Genomic DNA, 19280 nt, shown 5'->3' on the forward strand with positions numbered 1-19280 from the left:
TTAACCCTCCTTCTTCTCAGATACCACTAGAGTAATGTGGCTTGTGCGTTTGTTAATTGCGCTTGCACGTCCTTGTGCACGTGGACGGAAACGTTTTAATGTTGGACCTTCATCAACGAATACTTCAGAAACTACTAAAGAGTTGATGTCAAGATCGTAGTTATGCTCAGCGTTAGCAACTGCAGATTTTAATACTTTTTCAACGACTGGAGACGCCGCTTTTGGAGTATGACGTAAAATTGCAACTGCCTCACCAACTTGCTTGCCTCGGATTAAGTCTACAACTAGACGGACTTTACGAGGAGCAATGCGAACAGTACGAGCGATAGCTTTAGCTTGTGTCATTAGGATTTACCTCCTCTCAAAATTAGCGTCTTGTTTTCTTGTCGTCTGCACCGTGACCTTTGTAAGCACGTGTTGGTGCGAATTCACCAAGTTTGTGGCCTACCATATCTTCTGTTACGTATACAGGAACGTGTTTACGTCCATCATAAACAGCAATCGTTAAACCGATGAAAGTCGGGAAAATTGTAGAACGGCGAGACCAAGTTTTGATAACTTGTTTTTTCTCAGAAGCCTCTTGCGCTTCCACTTTTTTCATTAAGTGGTCATCAACAAAAGGTCCTTTTTTCAAGCTGCGACCCATGTAGGAACCTCCCTCCGTGATTCCACCACGGCTCTCACATAGAACCGTAGTTTAACCACATTATTTTTTACGACTACGGATGATGAATTTATCCGATTTGTTTTTCTTCTTGCGAGTTTTGTAACCAAGTGCTGGTTTACCCCAAGGAGTCATTGGTGATTTACGTCCGATTGGAGAACGTCCTTCACCACCGCCGTGTGGGTGATCGTTAGGGTTCATTACAGAACCACGAACTGTTGGGCGTTTACCTAACCAACGGCTACGACCTGCTTTACCGATGTGTACTAGTTCGTGTTGTTCGTTACCAACTTGACCGATTGTAGCGCGGCAAGTAGCTAACACTAAACGTACTTCACCAGATTGTAGACGAACGATTACGTATTTGTCTTCACGACCAAGTACTTGTGCAGAAGTACCAGCAGAACGTACTAATTGTCCACCTTTACCAGGTTTTAACTCGATGTTATGGATTGTTGTACCCATAGGAATGTTTGCTAATGGTAATGTGTTACCTACTTTAATATCAGCATCTGGACCAGATACGATTGTTTGACCAACCTCTAGACCTTTAGGTGCTAAGATGTAAGCTTTTGCTCCATCAGCGTAGTTGATTAATGCGATATTCGCAGAACGGTTTGGATCATATTCGATAGTAGCAACTTTAGCCGGAATGCCATCTTTTACACGTTTGAAATCGATAACACGGTATTGCTTCTTATGTCCACCGCCATGATGACGAACAGTGATTTTACCTTGGTTGTTACGACCAGCTTTGCGTTTAGTTGGTTCAAGCAATGATTTCTCAGGCTTGTTAGTTGTAATTTCCGCAAAGTCTAAAGACGTCATATTACGACGACCATTAGAGGTAGGTTTATACTTTTTAATCGCCATTGTGTTTCCCTCCTTCTTGATTGTTCAAATCATAAATCCATAAAGGATTACATTTCGAATAATTCGATTTCTTTGCTATCAGCAGTTAATTTAACAATCGCTTTACGACGTTTGTTAGTGTAACCACCGTAACGGCCAACGCGTTTGAATTTACCTTTGTAGTTAAGAACGTTTACTTTCTCAACTTTTACACCAAAGATTTCTTCTACAGCGTCTTTTACTTGAGTTTTGTTAGCGCGAGTGTCTACTTCGAAAGTATACTTTTTCTCTGCCATAAGTTCTGAAGAACGCTCAGTAATGACCGGACGTTTTAAAATATCACGTGCTTCCATTATCCAAGCACCTCCTCAACTTTTTCTACTGCAGACTTAGTGAACACAACTTTTTCGTGACCTAATAGATCAAGAACGTTGATTCCGTTTGCAGTTAAAACTGTTACACCAGGGATGTTACGAGCAGATAATGCTACGTTTTCATCTAGGTCAGCAGTTACGAATAAAGATTTTTTCTCTAAAGAAAGATCTTTAAGGATTTTTGTGAATTCTTTTGTTTTTGGTGCTGCTAGTGAAAGAGCATCAAGAACTAAGAAGTTCTGTTCTACTACTTTAGCTGATAAAGCAGATTTAAGAGCTAAGCGACGAACTTTTTTCGGTAATTTGTAAGAATAGCTACGTGGAGTTGGGCCGAATACGACACCACCACCGCGCCATTGTGGAGAACGGATAGAACCTTGACGAGCACGACCAGTTCCTTTTTGACGCCATGGTTTACGACCACCACCAGCAACTTCAGAACGGTTTTTAACCTTGTGATTACCTTGACGTAGAGAAGCACGTTGTGCAACTACAGCGTCGAATAATACTGCTTCATTTGGCTCGATTCCGAAGATCGCATCGTTTAATTCGATTTCACCAACTGAAGCACCTGTTTGACTAAGTACAGATACTTTTGTCATTCCTGTTTCCTCCTTTCCTTAGGTGATTACTTAGCTTTAATTGCAGTTTTAACTGTAACTAGAGCTTTTTTAGAACCAGGAACATTACCTTTAACAAGTAGTAAGTTACGTTCCGCATCAACTTTCACGATTTCTAAGTTTTGGATTGTAACTACAGTGCCACCCATTTGACCAGGTAATTTCTTTTGTTTGAATACGCGGTTCGGAGCAACTGGACCCATTGAACCAGGACGACGGTGGTAACGAGAACCGTGGGCCATAGGACCACGAGATTGACCATGGCGTTTAATTACACCTTGGAAACCTTTACCTTTAGTAACACCTGTTACATCAATTACATCGCCTTCTGCGAAAATTTCTACTTTGACTTCTTGACCAACTTCGTATTCTTCAACGTTCACGTTGCGGAATTCACGAATGAAGCGCTTAGGAGCAGTGTTCGCTTTTGCTACGTGACCTTGTTCTGGTTTGTTAGAAAGCTTAACGCGCTTGTCTTCGAAACCAACTTGGATAGCTTCGTAGCCATCTGTATCAGCAGTTTTCTTTTGAAGAACTACGTTTGGAGTAGCTTCGATAACTGTTACCGGGATTAAATCGCCGTTTTCAGCAAAAACTTGTGTCATACCAATTTTTCTACCTAAGATTCCTTTAGCCATTTGTCACACCTCCTGTAAGTTTTAAATAGTTATATTTTTACCATTAAAGTTTGATTTCGATATCAACGCCAGATGGTAAATCAAGTTTCATTAACGCGTCAACAGTTTGTGGTGTTGGGTTAACGATATCGATCAGACGTTTATGCGTACGCATTTCGAATTGTTCACGAGAATCTTTGTACTTGTGAACGGCACGAAGAATCGTGTACACAGACTTCTCAGTTGGAAGTGGAATCGGACCTGATACACTTGCACCTGAACGTTTTGCAGTTTCCACAATTTTCTCAGCAGACTGATCTAAAATACGGTGATCATACGCTTTCAAACGAATACGAATCTTTTGTTTTGCCATTATTTTCCCTCCTTCTCGCCTATTTTCTAGACATTCTCCACGAAAATTTTCCGTCACACCGCCATGGCAAAGCGGCCGGGTGTGTCGGCAACCTCTCGTTTCATCGCAGTCAAAGACCAACATTCAACATTATACCCAATAAAAAAAGAATAAGCAAGTCTTTTCGCTAAATTCTTTTAAATGTTGCTGATATTCTTACTACTAATATTTTTCGTTCCTCTGAACCGTTTACTAGTATATAAAATTCCCATGCACTTTGCAACACATAAGGTTGTTATATCAACGTTTTCGAATATTTCAAACAATAACTGACTACAAGAACGCGTTCGCTAAAGCACTGGTGAGCTCAATTTGTAGATGATGCACTTAGTTATGTTACCATTAACATTCTATAATTTCTTAAAGACAATAAAAAAGCAGCTTCTAATAGTTAGAAACTGCTCTTTCTATTACTTATAAGAAAAACACACATGCAACCCAGCCAAATATAATGAGAGGGATGTTAATAAAGATAAACGTTGGCACACATGTATCCCAAATGTGATTATGCTGTCCATCTACATTTAAGCCTGCAGTTGGTCCAAGAGTAGAATCCGAAGCAGGAGAACCTGCATCACCTAAAGCACCTGCTGTACCTATAAGGCATATAATAGCCAAAGGACTCATTCCTAACCCTTGTGCAAGAGGAACAAATAAAGTTGCAATGATAGGTACTGTCGCGAAGGATGAACCAATCCCCATCGTCACTATTAAACCAATGACCAACATAATCAATATAGCTAGACTCTTATTTCCTTGAAGAATTGTTAGTGAGTTTGAGATTAAGCTATCCACATGACCCGTGGCGTTAATAACAGATGCAAAACCATTTGCAGCGATCATCACAAAACCGATGAAGGCCATCATCTTCATTCCCTCAGAAAGAATCTCATCTGCCTCTTTCCATTTTAGTGCACCAGTAAAATACATCATCATAATTCCTGCAAAGGCGCCTACAATCATCGAGTCAGTATAAATTTGTGCACATAGAGAGACAATTAAAGCTACAGTCGTAGAAAAAATAACGAACTTACTGACATGAACATTTAAAGACTCTGTCTCAACATCTTTATTTTGATATTGTCGAGGTTTTCGATATACGAAAAAGGCTACACATAATCCAATTAACATCCCTAGAACGGGTATAGCCATCGCTACCGGTACATCACGCGAAGTTGCTTCCATACCTGCCTCGGTTACTTGAGTAGAAACGATATCTTGGAAAATAGCTCCGAAGCCTGCAGGTACGAAACTATACGTCCCTATTAAACCAACAGCAATTAATGTAGCGATTATTCGTCGGTCAACCTCTAGCATATTTAAAACCTTTAAAATCGGAGGTATCAATAATGGGATAAAGGCTATATGAATTGGAATTAAGTTTTGTGAGAAAATAGACACCATAAAGATCAGTAGGAAAATTAAAACCTTCACTAATCCTTTTCGATTACTTGTACCGTTTTTATTTAATATTTTTAAAATCCCTGCAATCATTAATTCAGGAATTCCTGTTTTTGAAATGGCAATAGCGAAACCACCAAGTAACCCATAACTTAAAGCAATCGTTGCGCCTGCTCCTAATCCTTCTGTAAATGATTGTACAGTTGCTTCAATACCCATTCCGCTTGTTAGACCTCCTGCGAAGGCGCCTAATACAAGAGAAAGAACAACATTGATACGGAGCAAGCTTAATATTAACATGACGGCCACTGCCACAATTACTGCGTTCATTTCAACACTTCACTTTCGTACACTAGATTACTAATATACTAAACTTTAATCGTCTAATACTTGAAAGTCAAGATGTTTTTACCCCCTGGAAAAATCCCCTAAATTTAAACAACAAAAAAACAGTATGACCATAACTAATCATACTGTTTTAAGATTTCTTCCTATTTATAACGATTCACGAATGACTTTTTTATAATAGCCAACAGAAAGTACAGCGAAGATAGCATATAACGCTATATAGCAGCTCATAGCAATCCATAATGGTGTGGTTAACTCTGAGCCGAATAAAAACCATCCCGACTTAACAGCAAAGTAACTATGGAGTAGCCCTATTATTAATGGAACACCAAAATTAAAGGCTTGTTTCATATATATACCTTTCATAATATCTTTTTCAGCGAAGCCAATCTTTCTTAATATCGTATAAGAGCCTCGCTCCTCTTCAGCCTCAGACATTTGCTTAAAGTATAAAATACTACCCGTTGTCACTAAAAATGCTAACCCTAAAAATGCTGCGGTAAATATCGTAATTCCTAATGTTTCAATATTCCCCTTACGTGCTTCTTCAAAGGATTGTATATCATTTGAGTAATTTTCTTTATTTAATTGTATATATAATTTCTCTGCTTGAGCTAAGTCACTTTTATTCTTTATCTTAATAGAAGTTTGTTTGTGCCATTCAGAAGCGCTTGAATAAGTAGCTAGTTTTTCAAACAATGCATCCGAAACTACGAAAATTGGCCCCCCAGGCCCTGATGTCACAGTACCACTTATAATACTTTCATGTTGAACATCTTTGACATGAAGCATTTCTTCCTTAGTTACCTCTGGACCTCCAGGAGTGACAACTACATCACGATCCTTTTCAAGTGGAAACATCTCTGCCATATAACCACCGTAGTTTGTTACTATAACCTCATTATCCGAAACGGTAGCTTCAGGAACTATTTGTTGATAATCAGAAAGTGGAATTGTATAAATGAGTCCTTCTACACCATCAAGGGGATTATCTTTATTTTGCTGTTCTTTCGATAATAGCTGTGAAAAGGAAGCTGAAACGCTCTGTAATCGGTAATCTATTTTATCAAAAGCAATATTATTGTCCTCTAGCTTCTTTAAAAATTCCTGGCCCCTATCTTCAAGTAAAACATAATCACCAGGTACTCGGCCATACGCCGACGCTTCTGATGAATAATACGATATATAAGCTAAAGTTGTAACGCCAAGCGAAACACCCGTTAAAACCGTAATAAGCGTTAAGGATTTCGCATTACTCTTCATACGATGCATAATCGGTGTTAACGCTAAGACATCACGAGCAGTTAAATGTCCATTTTTCTTAAGACGAATTGAATTCATAATAAATGCTACAGAGAAACGGAAAACAAGGAATGTTCCGCCAATAGTAGTAGCTAAAATAATAGTCATATTAAGAGCTAAATCACCAGTAGTGTTAATATCGAAAAGCTTAGTTGATGCATAGTAGCCATATGCAATTAGTACAAGCCCTAAAAAACCAATAACCATTTGTAATGGGCTGAAACGTTTTACGCGCTCATCAGCTTGCTTGGAAGCACTAAATAGTGATAGTAATGATATACGGTAAATCATCAAAGCCATTTGCACAAGTACAATGGCTAGTAGAATGGCAAATACTACGATAGACTGCTGTAGTGCCTCAGTACTAAACGTCATTGTCACAAGTGTCTCTTTTTCAAGTACGTGCAGTAAAATCATTGCGAATAAGCGTGAACTAAAGAACCCTGCAAGTATACCTAAAACGACCGCGCCTACAAATAAGAGGATACTTTCTACCGCTAATAAACGTACGATAAGCCCCTTTGTCATCCCTATTAGCTGATACAAGCCTATCTCCTTACTACGACGCTTCATAAATAGATGGTTGGCATATAGGACGAAAAATAAGACAATAAAGTACAACATATAGGTTGCTGCTTTAAAACCCGCTGTGGCCGTACCGCTCTTCTCTACTGTAGCGAGCACTTCAGCATTATTTTGCAATGTCACAAAAGAAAAATATAAAGTAACACTAAAAATAAGTGCGAAAAAATATAAATAATAATGCTTCATATTTTTCTTCATACTGCGCAATACGAGTTTACTAAGACTCATAGCCGTCACCGCCTAGCACACTTTGCGTATGCATGATTTCTTGGAAAAAAGCCTGTCTCGTTTTATCTCCTTTATATAGCTCACTATAAATGAGTCCGTCCTTTAAAAATAAAACACGTGTACAAAAACTCGCTGCTACCGCATCATGCGTAACCATCATAATCGTTGCTTTTTTTGACTCATTAATACTTTGTAGATTTTTTAAAAGCGCAGTAGCTGATTTTGAGTCAAGTGCGCCTGTAGGTTCATCAGCAAATACAAGTGAAGGATTTGTAATTAGTGCCCGAGCTGCCGATGTACGTTGCTTTTGACCACCTGATATTTCATTTGGATATTTGTTTAAAATCTCACCAATACCTAATAATTGTGTAAGCTCCTTTACACGACTCTCTGCAACAGCCTTTGGTAGTCTGCCAATAGCTAATGGTAGTAGAATATTCTCTTTCACCGTTAGTGTATCTAATAAATTATAATCTTGGAATATGAACCCCAATTGTTCACGACGGAAATTAGCTAACGCCTTCTCATTCATACCACGTAAGTTTTGACCATTTATTTCAATAACACCTTCTGTAGCAAAGTCAATTGAACATAAAACATTTAAAAGTGTTGTCTTCCCAGAGCCTGAAGGTCCCATAATGCCAACAAATTCACCTTGATTCACTTCTACATCAATACCCTTTAACACCTCTTGGGCTGTTGATTTTTTACCATATACTTTTTTTACTTTACGACCAATTAAAACCGCCACTTGTAAACGCCCCTTTCTATAGTTCAAGTGTACCCTGTCTACGTCGGCAATTCGTGTGTTTTACATGACAATATAAAAAGGTAGGTGACAATTTCGTCATCTACCTGTTAGTTTGACATATTCATTTTGTAATGGAAAACGTAATGTAAATATCGAGCCTTCACCTACACTAGATTGGACAGTAATACGGACGCCAATTTTCTGCGCCACATTATGTGCTAAGTATAGACCCATACCTGTCGATTGCGCAGATTCTCTTCCGGCTGTTCCAGTATACGATTTGTAAAAAATTCGTGGTAGATCCTCCTTACGGATACCAATACCTGCATCTTTTATATGTAATAGTGTTGCTCCAGTAGCATCTACTTCTGTAAATAGTAATACCTCTGAATTTTCAGGACTATATTTAATCGCATTGGATAGAATTTGTCGGATGATAAAGGCTAGCCATTTAGCATCCGTCGTCACTGTATCTGTTAACTCTTCCACATCAAAACCGATACCTTTTTCAATACACCATGCCTGCATAGCTCTTATTTCTTTATAGACAACCGTTCTTAGCTCAATCTCCATCATATAATTATCTTTTTCTATTGAAGCTAACCGTGTTTGATGTAGCTGCTGATCAACCAATAAATGCAGTCTTAGCCATTCTGTCTCTAATTTACGACGTAGTGTCAAATCTTCTACGCGATCCAGCATCAAATTAACTGCAGTTAAAGGTGCCTTTACTTCATGAACCCATGCTAGAAGTTCATCCGAATATTCCTGCAGCTGTACCTTTGCTTGATTTAACTCTGTGTTCTTGCCGTAGAGAACATCTTCAATTTTCGTAAAGTATGCCATTTGAAAAGGTGATAACACCAAATTTTTGCTATGCACGTCATCAAATTGGTTTTCCACATTTCCTAGGAAATTTTTCAGCCGCCCAACTTCTACTACGTATCGCCAAAAAAGAAAGATCATAAAACTAATAAGCATGCTAATATTAATATACAAAATTGAGATCCCCACTAATCCAACGTCTAAAGAAAATAAAACATTGATCATAACGATGATAAAAACAAAAAAGCCTATCCATGCGAGGCGTTCTCTTAAAAATAAAATGAGCATTGTCCATCACGTCCCTTGTGTTAAAGCCATATAACCAAGTCCCTTTTTAGTTAAAATCACTTCTTGTAAACCTATTTCCTCAAGCTTAGTACGTAACCGATTAACATTTACCGATAATGTATTATCATTGACAAAGCGTTCATCGTCCCATAACTTTCTCATTAAATCATCTCTAGAAACAATTTGATCGGCCTTCTCCACTAAAATACGTAAAATAAAGAGCTCATTTTTAGTTAATGAAGAAAGATTACCCTCATACATAATCTCACTGCGCGCATAGTCAATAACTGCACCATTAAACCGTGTGACATCCATTGATTCTTCTATATAATCATATGTACGACGTAAAACGGCTTGTACCTTTGCAAGTAATACCTCCATATGGAACGGCTTTTGTACAAAGTCATCTGCACCCATTTGCATTGCCATAACCATATCCATTGGATGGTCTCGTGAAGATAGAAAGAGAATTGGCACCTTTGAGATATGACGTATTTCACGACACCAATGAAAGCCATCATAGGCAGGTAGCTGAATGTCTATCAATACAAGCTGTGGTTTTTCTTCAATAAAATCATCCATTACTTTTTGAAAATCTTTAGCACCTACAACTTGAAGCGACCACTGTGCAAAACGTGTCTGAATCATTTCGAAAATGGATGGATCATCTTCTATCAACAATATTTTCATCTCCACTTGCAAACTCTCCTTCCATGAAATTATATGTATTAATCTTCACACCATAACGTTGGGTTGATTTCCGCTCCGACTGGGCGCTTTCCTGGGGGCGTCCGATGAGCCGCTTTGCTTTCGCTGCAGGGTCTCGGGCCAACACGATGTTGGTCACGAAGGCGTTATCACAGGATGTGATGCTTTTAGCCTTCGTTCCTCTATTTGCTAATCCCCAAGGAATCGCCCAGTCTCCACTCCAATCAGCATACTTAACATACGTTCTAACAAATATCATCCACCAATCTTTTGGAGAGGACCTATTAAAAAATTATAGAAACAAAAGGGGATTTTGATCTATGGCACTAGCTATCATTTCCGGCTACTTCGTATAAAAGAAATTTTATTCTTACTTTTAGCGTGTTGAGTTATTTCTGCTTTTTGGTATTTCACCTAGTATGTATACATAAAATAATCTAATTCAAGTAAAATCATCAAATGTTTTTAACTTATTTTAACATAAAAAACCAATCTGTAAGCGTCCCTACAGATTGGTTTTGAAAATAAGCTAAATGCTTAAATTATTTTTGGATAGAAGCAACTACGCCAGCGCCTACAGTACGGCCACCCTCACGGATAGAGAATTTAGTACCTTCTTCTAGAGCGATTGGAGCGATAAGTTCTACTGTCATTTCGATGTTATCGCCAGGCATTACCATTTCAACGCCTTCTGGTAAGTTACAGATACCTGTTACGTCAGTTGTACGGAAGTAGAACTGAGGACGGTAGTTAGTGAAGAATGGAGTATGACGGCCACCCTCTTCTTTTGATAAAACATAAACTTCAGCTTTGAAGCTTGTGTGTGGAGTGATTGAACCTGGTTTAGATAATACTTGACCACGTTGGATATCTTCACGAGCTACACCACGAAGTAAAGCACCGATGTTGTCACCAGCTTCAGCATAGTCTAATAATTTACGGAACATTTCTACACCAGTTACAGTTGTAGATTTTGCTTCTTCAGTAATACCTACGATTTCAACTACGTCACCAACTTTAACTTGACCACGTTCAACACGGCCAGTTGCAACTGTACCACGACCAGTGATAGAGAATACGTCCTCTACTGGCATCATGAATGGTTTGTCAGTTTGACGTTCTGGAGTTGGGATATAAGAATCTACAGCGTCCATTAATTCAACGATTTTTTCTTCCCATTCTGCTTCGCCTTCAAGAGCTTTAAGAGCAGAACCTTTGATTACTGGAAGATCGTCACCTGGGAAGTCATATTCAGATAGTAGGTCACGGATTTCCATTTCTACTAATTCTAATAATTCTTCGTCGTCAACCATATCACATTTGTTCATGAATACTACTAAGTATGGAACACCTACTTGACGAGATAAAAGGATGTGTTCACGAGTTTGTGGCATTGGGCCATCAGCAGCAGATACTACTAAGATACCGCCGTCCATTTGTGCAGCACCAGTGATCATGTTTTTAACATAGTCAGCGTGTCCTGGGCAGTCAACGTGTGCATAGTGACGAGTATCAGTTTCATATTCTACGTGAGAAGTATTGATAGTGATACCACGTTCTTTTTCTTCTGGAGCGTTATCGATATCAGCGTATGATTTAGCTTCCCCACCCATTTTTTTAGAAAGAACTGTTGCGATAGCAGCAGTTAAAGTTGTTTTACCATGGTCAACGTGTCCGATTGTACCAATGTTAGCATGCGTTTTTGAACGGTCAAATTTTTCTTTAGCCATTAGAGATTGCCTCCTCAAAATTATATGTTTATATTTTTTGAAAATTTATAGAATGATTGCTGATGGTGAACGGGCCCATCCACCATCCCACAATCATAGCTTACAAATTAGTTATACTTTATGCAAGATGAAAATTCAATTATTCACCTTTATTTTTTTTGATGATGTCAGCAGCGATTGATTTTGGTACTTCTTCGTAATGATCGAATGTCATTGAGAATACACCACGACCTTGCGTTGCTGAACGAAGAGTTGTTGCATAACCAAACATTTCCGATAAAGGAACCATTGCACGAACAACTTGTGAGTTACCGCGAGCTTCCATACCCTCAACGCGTCCGCGACGAGAAGTAATGTTACCCATGATATCACCAAGGTATTCTTCTGGAATTACAACTTCTACTTTCATCATTGGTTCTAAGATAACTGCATCACATTGTTTAGCAGCTTCTTTAAGAGCCATAGATGCAGCAATTTTGAACGCCATCTCATTCGAGTCAACGTCATGGTAAGAACCGAATACTAATTTCGCTTTAATGTCGATAAGTGGGTAACCAGCTACTACACCGCGGTCAAGAGAGTCACGAAGACCAGCTTCTACTGCAGGAATGTATTCACGAGGTACTACACCACCAACGATAGCGTTTTCGAATTCAAAGCCTTTACCTTCTTCATTTGGAGAGAACTCAATCGTTACGTCACCATATTGTCCACGACCACCAGATTGGCGAGTGAATTTACCTTGAACTTTTGCAGAGCCACGGAATGTTTCACGGTAAGATACCATTGGAGCACCTACGTTAGCTTCTACTTTAAATTCACGGCGCATACGGTCAACTAAGATATCAAGGTGAAGCTCACCCATACCTGAGATGATTGTTTGACCAGTTTCTGTGTCAGTGTGAGCACGGAAAGTTGGATCCTCTTCTTGAAGTTTTTGTAAAGCTTGACCCATTTTATCTTGGTCAGCTTTTGATTTTGGTTCTACAGAAAGAGAAATTACTGGCTCAGGGAATTCCATTGATTCAAGAATAACTAGGTTTTTCTCGTCACATAGAGTATCACCAGTAGTAGTATCTTTAAGACCTACTGCTGCTGCGATGTCCCCAGCGAATACTTTAGAAATCTCTTCACGAGAGTTTGCGTGCATTTGTAGGATACGGCCTACGCGTTCACGTTTACCTTTAGAAGAGTTTTGTACGTATGAACCTGATTCTAAAGTTCCAGAATACACACGGAAGAAAGTTAATTTACCTACGAATGGGTCAGTCATAACTTTGAATGCAAGAGCTGAGAATGGCTCTTCATCTGAAGAATGACGTTCTAATTCCTCGTCACCATCAACATCAGTACCTTTGATTGCTGGTACATCTAATGGAGATGGTAAGTAATCGATAACTGCATCTAACATTGGGCGTACGCCTTTGTGTTTGAATGCTGTACCACAGATTACTGGGTAAAATTCTACTGCAATCGTAGCACGACGGATAGCCGCTTTAAGTTCAGCAACAGAAATTTCTTCGCCTTCTAAATATTTTTCCATGATTTCTTCATCAACACTTGCAACAGCATCGATTAATTTTTCACGGTATTCTTCAGCTTGTGCGCGGTGCTCTTCAGGAATTTCGCCTTCAGTCACTGCTGTACCTTTTTCGTCGCCGTAGAAAGTAGCTTTCATTTCAACTAAGTCAATGATTGCTGAGAACTGATCTTCAGCTCCGATAGGTAATTGGATAGGATGAGCGTTTGCTTGTAAACGTTCGTGTAGAGTTCCTACAGAATATAGGAAATCTGCTCCTGTTTTATCCATTTTGTTAATGAACACGATACGTGGAACGCCGTAAGTTGTAGCTTGACGCCATACTGTTTCAGTTTGAGGTTCAACACCAGATTGAGCATCAAGAACTGTTACAGCACCATCAAGTACGCGTAATGAACGTTCAACTTCTACAGTGAAGTCTACGTGTCCAGGAGTATCGATGATATTTACACGGTGGCCGTTCCATTGAGCTGTTGTTGCAGCAGAAGTGATTGTGATACCACGTTCTTGCTCTTGCTCCATCCAGTCCATTTGAGAAGCGCCTTCATGAGTTTCACCAATTTTGTGAATCTTACCTGTGTAATAAAGGATACGCTCAGTTGTTGTTGTTTTACCAGCATCAATGTGAGCCATGATCCCAATATTACGTGTATTCTCTAGGGAGAATTCGCGTTTCATAGGTATTTCTCCTTCCATATTGGGCGTATGCGGTTTAGATATTGATTACCAACGGTAGTGAGCGAATGCTTTGTTCGCTTCTGCCATTTTGTGCATATCTTCACGTTTTTTAACTGATGCACCTGTGTTGTTAGAAGCATCAAGGATTTCGTTAGCTAGACGCTCTTCCATAGTTTTTTCACCACGAAGACGAGCGTAGTTAACTAGGTAACGAAGACCTAAAGTTGTACGACGTTCTGGACGTACTTCTACTGGTACTTGATAGTTAGAACCACCAACACGGCGAGCACGAACTTCAAGAACTGGCATTACGTTGTTAAGAGCAGCTTCGAATACTTCAATTGGATTTTCACCAGAACGTTCTTTAACAATATCGAACGCACCGTATAAAATCTTTTGAGAAGTACCTCTTTTACCATCAACCATCATTTTATTAATTAAACGAGTTACTAGTTTTGAACTATAAATTGGATCTGGTAACACGTCACGTTTGGAAACAGGACCTTTACGAGGCATGTGTTTTCCTCCTTTCGAATAGTTATCGATTTATTTTATAAGAATTACTTTGTAATAGTTGATTGGCAAATTTCCAATCTGCTAGCAAGATTAAAAATTTGCAACAACTATTTTAAAGTTCATTATTAAGCAATGCTTAATAATGTTAAATTATTTTTTTTCTTTAGGGCGTTTTGTTCCGTATTTAGAACGTGATTGTAAACGACCGTTTACACCAGCTGTATCAAGAGCACCACGTACGATATGGTAACGAACACCCGCTAAGTCTTTTACGCGTCCGCCACGGATAAGAACAACACTGTGCTCTTGTAAGTTGTGGCCTTCACCTGGGATATAAGCAGTTACCTCGATTTGGTTAGTTAAACGTACACGAGCGTATTTACGTAACGCTGAGTTTGGTTTACGAGGTGTCATTGTACCTACACGAGTACAAACTCCGCGTTTTTGTGGAGATTTAACGTCAGTTAAAGATTTTTTAAATGAGTTATATCCTTTGTTTAACGCTGGTGATTTTGATTTCGTGCTTTTAGATTGACGAGGCTTACGAACTAATTGGTTAATTGTAGGCATCGGTTTTTCCTCCCTTCATTTATTCCTTTTTAATACCACACATCCAGGTGGTTCATTTTTTGGGTAAAAACAAAGTCTTTGTGTTTAATACACAAAAACTACTCTACAGTAATCGCAACTACTGCAGCTCCAACGTGGATTCTACAGGCCTTGCCCAGTTCCTTTTTCGACTCAACAAGAGTAACTGGTATACCGATTTCTCTCGCGAAAGATATGGCCGAATCGGTTACCCAATTGTCTGCATCGAGTGCCACAAAAAGTTCTTTCACTGAACCGGCTCGCATTGCTTTTACTGTTTGCTTTGTACCTATGATTGTTTGACTATCCCTTACTCTATCATAAGACATTTTCATATCCTCCGAAGTACAGACAGTTAACTATCAACCTTCAATATATTATCATTACCAATTTCGGCTGTCAACTCATATCTTTAAAAAGTCCGAAGAGATGATAAAAATACATCTCCTCGGCACTTATTTTAATGATTATTCAGCAGAAATTAGGTTTTCTGTCTCAAGCTCATCTTTTTCAATACGGATTTGACGGTAACGTTGCATACCAGTACCTGCAGGAACAAGTTTACCGATAATTACGTTTTCCTTCAGACCAAGAAGTTCATCACGCTTACCTTTAATAGCAGCATCCGTTAACACACGAGTTGTTTCTTGGAATGATGCAGCAGATAAGAATGATTCTGTTTCAAGAGACGCTTTTGTAATACCAAGGATCACAGGACGACAAGTCGCAGGGTTTTTGCCATTCATAACAGCATCTACGTTTGCCTCTGAGAATTGGTGAATATCTAGTAATGAACCTGGTAATAATTCAGTATCTCCAGCTTCAATTACACGTACTTTACGAAGCATTTGGCGAACCATTACCTCGATATGTTTGTCACCAATTTCTACCCCTTGCATACGGTATACTTTTTGTACTTCTTTTAACAGGTATTCTTGAACTGTTGAAACGTCTTTAACTTTTAACAATTGTTTTGGATCGATAGAACCTTCTGTTAATACTTGACCGCGTTCTACAAAGTCGCCTTCTTGTACTTTCAGACGAGCATTGTAAGGTGCTGCGTATTTACGTGTTTCTACTTCACCTTCAATTGTAATCTCTTTTAGACCTTCACGGATTTCAGTGATGTCTGAAACAGTACCTGCGATATCAGAAATAACTGATTGACCTTTAGGATTACGTGCTTCAAAAATCTCTTGGATACGTGGAAGACCTTGTGTAATATCATCCCCGGCAACCCCACCTGTATGGAATGTACGCATTGTTAACTGTGTACCTGGTTCACCGATTGATTGAGCCGCAATAATACCAACTGCTTCTCCAACTTCAACCTCTTCACCTGTTGCTAAGTTCATGCCGTAACATTTTTTACATACGCCATGTTTTGTATTACATGTAAACGCAGAACGGATTGTAACTTCTTCGATACCTAGCTCTATAATGATACGAGCGATATCTTGGTCGATCAAACCGTCTTTTTCTAAAATTACTTCACCTGTTTCTGGATGGTGGATTGTTTTCTTCGTATGACGACCGATAATACGCTCATCTAACGCTTCAATTAGCTCTGTACCTTCCATTAACGCACCAATTGTTAAACCACGGTCAGTTCCACAGTCATCCTCACGAACGATAACATCTTGTGCTACGTCAACAAGACGACGTGTTAAGTAACCTGAATCGGCAGTTTTTAGGGCTGTATCGGCAAGACCTTTACGAGCACCGTGAGTTGAGATGAAGTACTCTAATACCGTTAAACCTTCACGGAATGAAGATTTAATTGGAAGTTCGATGATACGACCAGCCGGGTTGGCCATCAGACCACGCATACCTGCTAACTGTGTAAAGTTAGATGCGTTACCACGGGCACCTGAGTCAGACATCATAAAGATTGGGTTTGTTTTCTCAAGCGACTTCATCAGCTTTGATTGAATTTCATCTTTCGCAGCACTCCAGCTTGAGATAACGCGATCATAACGCTCATCCTCCGTGATGAAACCACGACGGAATTGCGCTTGAACTTTATCTACTTTTTCTTGAGCTACCGCTAAAATTTCGCCTTTGTCTGGTAATACGACGATGTCAGATACACCTACAGTAATACCAGCGCGTGTTGAATATTTGAATCCTAGGTTTTTCATGCGGTCAAGCATTTTAGATGTTTCAGTGATGTGGAAACGTTTAAATACTTCAGCAATGATATTACCTAAGAATTTTTTACGGAATGGATTTACAACTGGTACTGATGCAAAGTGTTTGCGCAATACAGCTGTGCGTTGTGCTTCAACTTTACCTTTTTCATCAAGCCCATTATAAGATGCATCTGCCTCAAGCTCTTTTAATGTTTCTTCATCAATTGTTAAGTTAACGAAGTATTTGCTTGGTGTTTCTTGCTCTAAGTTGAAATCAGTTGGCTCATTAATGTATGGGAATGATTTAGGCAAGATTTCGTTAAAGATTACTTTACCAACAGTCGTTAATAGGAACATATTATTTTGTTCCTCAGTAAATGTTGGGTTGTTTAACGAGCTTGCTTTAATCGCAATACGAGTATGCAAATGAACATGACCTGTATCATATGCAATTAATACTTCGTTTGGTCCATAGAAAATTGTTCCTTCGCCGCGAGCTGTTTCACGTTCAAGTGTTAAGTAGTAGTTTCCTAATACCATATCTTGAGATGGTGTTACAACTGGTTTACCGTCTTTCGGGTTCAGGATATTTTGTGCAGCAAGCATTAGAAGACGAGCCTCTGCTTGCGCTTCCGCTGATAATGGTACGTGAACCGCCATTTGGTCACCATCGAAGTCAGCGTTATAAGCTGTACATACTAATGGGTGAAGACGAATAGCACGACCTTCAACTAGTGTTGGTTCAAACGCTTGAATACCAAGACGGTGAAGCGTAGGTGCACGGTTTAGTAATACTGGATGCTCACGAATAACATCTTCTAAAACGTCCCATACATCGTTGTTTAAACGCTCTATTTTACGTTTAGCAGATTTAATATTATGAGCAAGGCCACGTTCTACTAACTCTTTCATTACGAAAGGCTTGAATAATTCAATTGCCATTTCTTTTGGTAGACCACATTGGTACATTTTTAAGTTTGGACCTACTACGATAACCGAACGACCAGAGTAGTCAACACGTTTACCAAGTAAGTTTTGACGGAAACGACCTTGTTTACCTTTCAGCATATGTGAAAGTGATTTTAATGGACGGTTACCAGGACCTGTTACAGGACGACCACGACGACCGTTATCAATTAATGCATCAACAGCTTCTTGTAACATACGTTTTTCGTTTTGTACGATGATGCTTGGAGCACCAAGGTCTAGTAAACGTTTTAAACGGTTATTACGGTTGATTACACGACGATATAAATCGTTTAAGTCAGAAGTTGCAAAACGACCACCATCTAATTGCACCATCGGACGAAGCTCTGGTGGAATAACCGGTAGTACATCTAAAATCATCCATTCAGGAGAGTTACCTGAGTTACGGAATGATTCTACAACTTCAAGACGTTTAATGGCACGTGTACGACGTTGACCTTGTGCTGATTTCAACTCTTCTTTTAAAGATTGAGTTTCATCTTCAAGATCAATTTTGCCTAATAATCTTTTAATTGCTTCCGCACCCATAGATGCTTCGAATGTGTTTCCGAATTTTTCACGATACGCACGGTACTCTTTTTCAGAAAGTAGTTGCTTACTTTCTAAGTTTGTAGCACCTGGTTCGATTACAACGTAAGATGCAAAGTAAATTACTTCTTCTAGTGCACGTGGGGACATATCTAAAATAAGGCCCATACGGCTAGGAATACCTTTGAAGTACCAGATATGTGAAACTGGTGCTGCTAATTCGATGTGGCCCATACGTTCACGACGAACTTTCGCGCGTGTTACTTCAACACCACAACGATCACAAACTACGCCTTTGTAGCGTACACGTTTGTATTTACCACAATGACACTCCCAGTCCTTAGTTGGACCAAAAATACGCTCACAGAATAAACCATCTTTTTCTGGTTTTAATGTACGATAGTTAATTGTTTCAGGTTTTTTAACTTCACCGTATGACCAAGAACGAATCTTGTCAGGAGAAGCTAAACCAATTTTCATATATTCAAATTCATTAACGTCTATCAAGGAGCCTACCTCCCTCTAGTATAGGTCTTTATAAAGACTCTTTTACGCAGCTCGATAATCGTTTGCAAGAATCATTTCTCTTTAGCAAAAGATTAAAAA

The 19280-nt window shown here is 39.1% G+C and carries 18 protein-coding genes; all 18 read right to left on the reverse strand.

Annotated features, from left to right (window positions below; genetic code table 11):
- Entirely contained in the window at window positions 1–345 is a 345-nt protein-coding gene (rplV, locus tag ACFTQ7_RS11610) for a 50S ribosomal protein L22 (RefSeq protein WP_004233639.1), read from the reverse strand.
- A 22-nt stretch (window positions 346–367) separates the two neighbouring features.
- Window positions 368–646, reverse strand: coding sequence for a 30S ribosomal protein S19 (gene rpsS / locus ACFTQ7_RS11615; RefSeq protein ID WP_049662848.1), 279 nt, complete (start codon window positions 644–646; stop codon window positions 368–370).
- Window positions 647–706: 60 nt separating this feature from the next.
- Complete coding sequence (gene rplB, locus ACFTQ7_RS11620; RefSeq protein ID WP_049662846.1) at window positions 707–1537, reverse strand: 50S ribosomal protein L2; 831 nt, start codon at window positions 1535–1537, stop codon at window positions 707–709.
- Window positions 1538–1584: 47 nt separating this feature from the next.
- Window positions 1585–1869, reverse strand: a complete 285-nt coding sequence (gene rplW, locus ACFTQ7_RS11625; protein WP_004233628.1) for a 50S ribosomal protein L23 — start codon at window positions 1867–1869, stop codon at window positions 1585–1587.
- The gene (rplD, locus tag ACFTQ7_RS11630; protein ID WP_386828847.1) at window positions 1869–2492 is read right to left on the reverse strand and encodes a 50S ribosomal protein L4; all 624 of its coding nucleotides are present in this window, start codon (window positions 2490–2492) and stop codon (window positions 1869–1871) included. Before rplD ends, rplW begins: the two co-directional genes overlap by 1 nt.
- Before the next feature lie 26 nt (window positions 2493–2518).
- Window positions 2519–3148: a 50S ribosomal protein L3 gene (gene rplC, locus ACFTQ7_RS11635; protein WP_197142515.1), complete on the reverse strand. Its 630-nt coding sequence runs from the start codon at window positions 3146–3148 to the stop codon at window positions 2519–2521.
- A 43-nt stretch (window positions 3149–3191) separates the two neighbouring features.
- Window positions 3192–3500, reverse strand: a complete 309-nt coding sequence (rpsJ, locus tag ACFTQ7_RS11640; protein ID WP_004233624.1) for a 30S ribosomal protein S10 — start codon at window positions 3498–3500, stop codon at window positions 3192–3194.
- Window positions 3501–3953: 453 nt separating this feature from the next.
- Entirely contained in the window at window positions 3954–5270 is a 1317-nt protein-coding gene (locus ACFTQ7_RS11645) for a Na+/H+ antiporter family protein (protein WP_386828850.1), read from the reverse strand.
- Between the two features lie 165 nt (window positions 5271–5435).
- Window positions 5436–7403, reverse strand: coding sequence for an FtsX-like permease family protein (locus ACFTQ7_RS11650; RefSeq protein WP_386828852.1), 1968 nt, complete (start codon window positions 7401–7403; stop codon window positions 5436–5438).
- Entirely contained in the window at window positions 7393–8154 is a 762-nt protein-coding gene (locus ACFTQ7_RS11655; RefSeq protein ID WP_386828854.1) for an ABC transporter ATP-binding protein, read from the reverse strand. Before ACFTQ7_RS11655 ends, ACFTQ7_RS11650 begins: the two co-directional genes overlap by 11 nt.
- Before the next feature lie 96 nt (window positions 8155–8250).
- Window positions 8251–9267, reverse strand: a complete 1017-nt coding sequence (locus ACFTQ7_RS11660) for a sensor histidine kinase (protein ID WP_386828855.1) — start codon at window positions 9265–9267, stop codon at window positions 8251–8253.
- 6 nt (window positions 9268–9273) lie between these two features.
- Window positions 9274–9957 carry a response regulator transcription factor gene (locus ACFTQ7_RS11665; RefSeq protein WP_386829008.1) on the reverse strand — a complete coding sequence of 228 codons (684 nt, stop codon included), beginning with the start codon at window positions 9955–9957 and terminating at the stop codon, window positions 9274–9276.
- A 560-nt stretch (window positions 9958–10517) separates the two neighbouring features.
- Complete coding sequence (tuf, locus tag ACFTQ7_RS11670; protein ID WP_079562372.1) at window positions 10518–11705, reverse strand: elongation factor Tu; 1188 nt, start codon at window positions 11703–11705, stop codon at window positions 10518–10520.
- Window positions 11706–11844: 139 nt separating this feature from the next.
- Complete coding sequence (gene fusA / locus ACFTQ7_RS11675) at window positions 11845–13923, reverse strand: elongation factor G (RefSeq protein ID WP_349660262.1); 2079 nt, start codon at window positions 13921–13923, stop codon at window positions 11845–11847.
- A gap of 45 nt (window positions 13924–13968) precedes the next feature.
- Complete coding sequence (gene rpsG / locus ACFTQ7_RS11680; RefSeq protein ID WP_079562374.1) at window positions 13969–14439, reverse strand: 30S ribosomal protein S7; 471 nt, start codon at window positions 14437–14439, stop codon at window positions 13969–13971.
- Between the two features lie 150 nt (window positions 14440–14589).
- The gene (rpsL, locus tag ACFTQ7_RS11685) at window positions 14590–15009 is read right to left on the reverse strand and encodes a 30S ribosomal protein S12 (RefSeq protein ID WP_008181595.1); all 420 of its coding nucleotides are present in this window, start codon (window positions 15007–15009) and stop codon (window positions 14590–14592) included.
- 98 nt (window positions 15010–15107) lie between these two features.
- The gene (locus ACFTQ7_RS11690; RefSeq protein WP_349660261.1) at window positions 15108–15356 is read right to left on the reverse strand and encodes a ribosomal L7Ae/L30e/S12e/Gadd45 family protein; all 249 of its coding nucleotides are present in this window, start codon (window positions 15354–15356) and stop codon (window positions 15108–15110) included.
- A 138-nt stretch (window positions 15357–15494) separates the two neighbouring features.
- A complete protein-coding gene (gene rpoC, locus ACFTQ7_RS11695) occupies window positions 15495–19181 on the reverse strand; it encodes a DNA-directed RNA polymerase subunit beta' (protein WP_349660260.1) in 3687 nt (1228 codons plus the stop codon).
- Window positions 19182–19280 lie beyond the last annotated feature (99 nt).

This window comes from Lysinibacillus sp. NPDC056959 (assembly GCF_042674095.1).
Classification (GTDB): Bacteria; Bacillota; Bacilli; order Bacillales_A; family Planococcaceae; genus Lysinibacillus; species Lysinibacillus zambalensis.

What these genes read in the sequence shown, in the direction of transcription:
- rplV (WP_004233639.1), bottom strand. Translation starts at nt 345, where the DNA reads ATGACACAAGCTAAAGCTATCGCTCGTACTGTTCGCATTGCTCCTCGT.
- rpsS (WP_049662848.1), bottom strand. Translation starts at nt 646, where the DNA reads ATGGGTCGCAGCTTGAAAAAAGGACCTTTTGTTGATGACCACTTAATG.
- rplB (WP_049662846.1), bottom strand. Translation starts at nt 1,537, where the DNA reads ATGGCGATTAAAAAGTATAAACCTACCTCTAATGGTCGTCGTAATATG.
- rplW (WP_004233628.1), bottom strand. Translation starts at nt 1,869, where the DNA reads ATGGAAGCACGTGATATTTTAAAACGTCCGGTCATTACTGAGCGTTCT.
- rplD (WP_386828847.1), bottom strand. Translation starts at nt 2,492, where the DNA reads ATGACAAAAGTATCTGTACTTAGTCAAACAGGTGCTTCAGTTGGTGAA.
- rplC (WP_197142515.1), bottom strand. Translation starts at nt 3,148, where the DNA reads ATGGCTAAAGGAATCTTAGGTAGAAAAATTGGTATGACACAAGTTTTT.
- rpsJ (WP_004233624.1), bottom strand. Translation starts at nt 3,500, where the DNA reads ATGGCAAAACAAAAGATTCGTATTCGTTTGAAAGCGTATGATCACCGT.
- ACFTQ7_RS11645 (WP_386828850.1), bottom strand. Translation starts at nt 5,270, where the DNA reads ATGAACGCAGTAATTGTGGCAGTGGCCGTCATGTTAATATTAAGCTTG.
- ACFTQ7_RS11650 (WP_386828852.1), bottom strand. Translation starts at nt 7,403, where the DNA reads ATGAGTCTTAGTAAACTCGTATTGCGCAGTATGAAGAAAAATATGAAG.
- ACFTQ7_RS11660 (WP_386828855.1), bottom strand. Translation starts at nt 9,267, where the DNA reads ATGCTCATTTTATTTTTAAGAGAACGCCTCGCATGGATAGGCTTTTTT.
- ACFTQ7_RS11665 (WP_386829008.1), bottom strand. Translation starts at nt 9,957, where the DNA reads ATGAAAATATTGTTGATAGAAGATGATCCATCCATTTTCGAAATGATT.
- tuf (WP_079562372.1), bottom strand. Translation starts at nt 11,705, where the DNA reads ATGGCTAAAGAAAAATTTGACCGTTCAAAAACGCATGCTAACATTGGT.
- fusA (WP_349660262.1), bottom strand. Translation starts at nt 13,923, where the DNA reads ATGAAACGCGAATTCTCCCTAGAGAATACACGTAATATTGGGATCATG.
- rpsG (WP_079562374.1), bottom strand. Translation starts at nt 14,439, where the DNA reads ATGCCTCGTAAAGGTCCTGTTTCCAAACGTGACGTGTTACCAGATCCA.
- rpsL (WP_008181595.1), bottom strand. Translation starts at nt 15,009, where the DNA reads ATGCCTACAATTAACCAATTAGTTCGTAAGCCTCGTCAATCTAAAAGC.
- ACFTQ7_RS11690 (WP_349660261.1), bottom strand. Translation starts at nt 15,356, where the DNA reads ATGTCTTATGATAGAGTAAGGGATAGTCAAACAATCATAGGTACAAAG.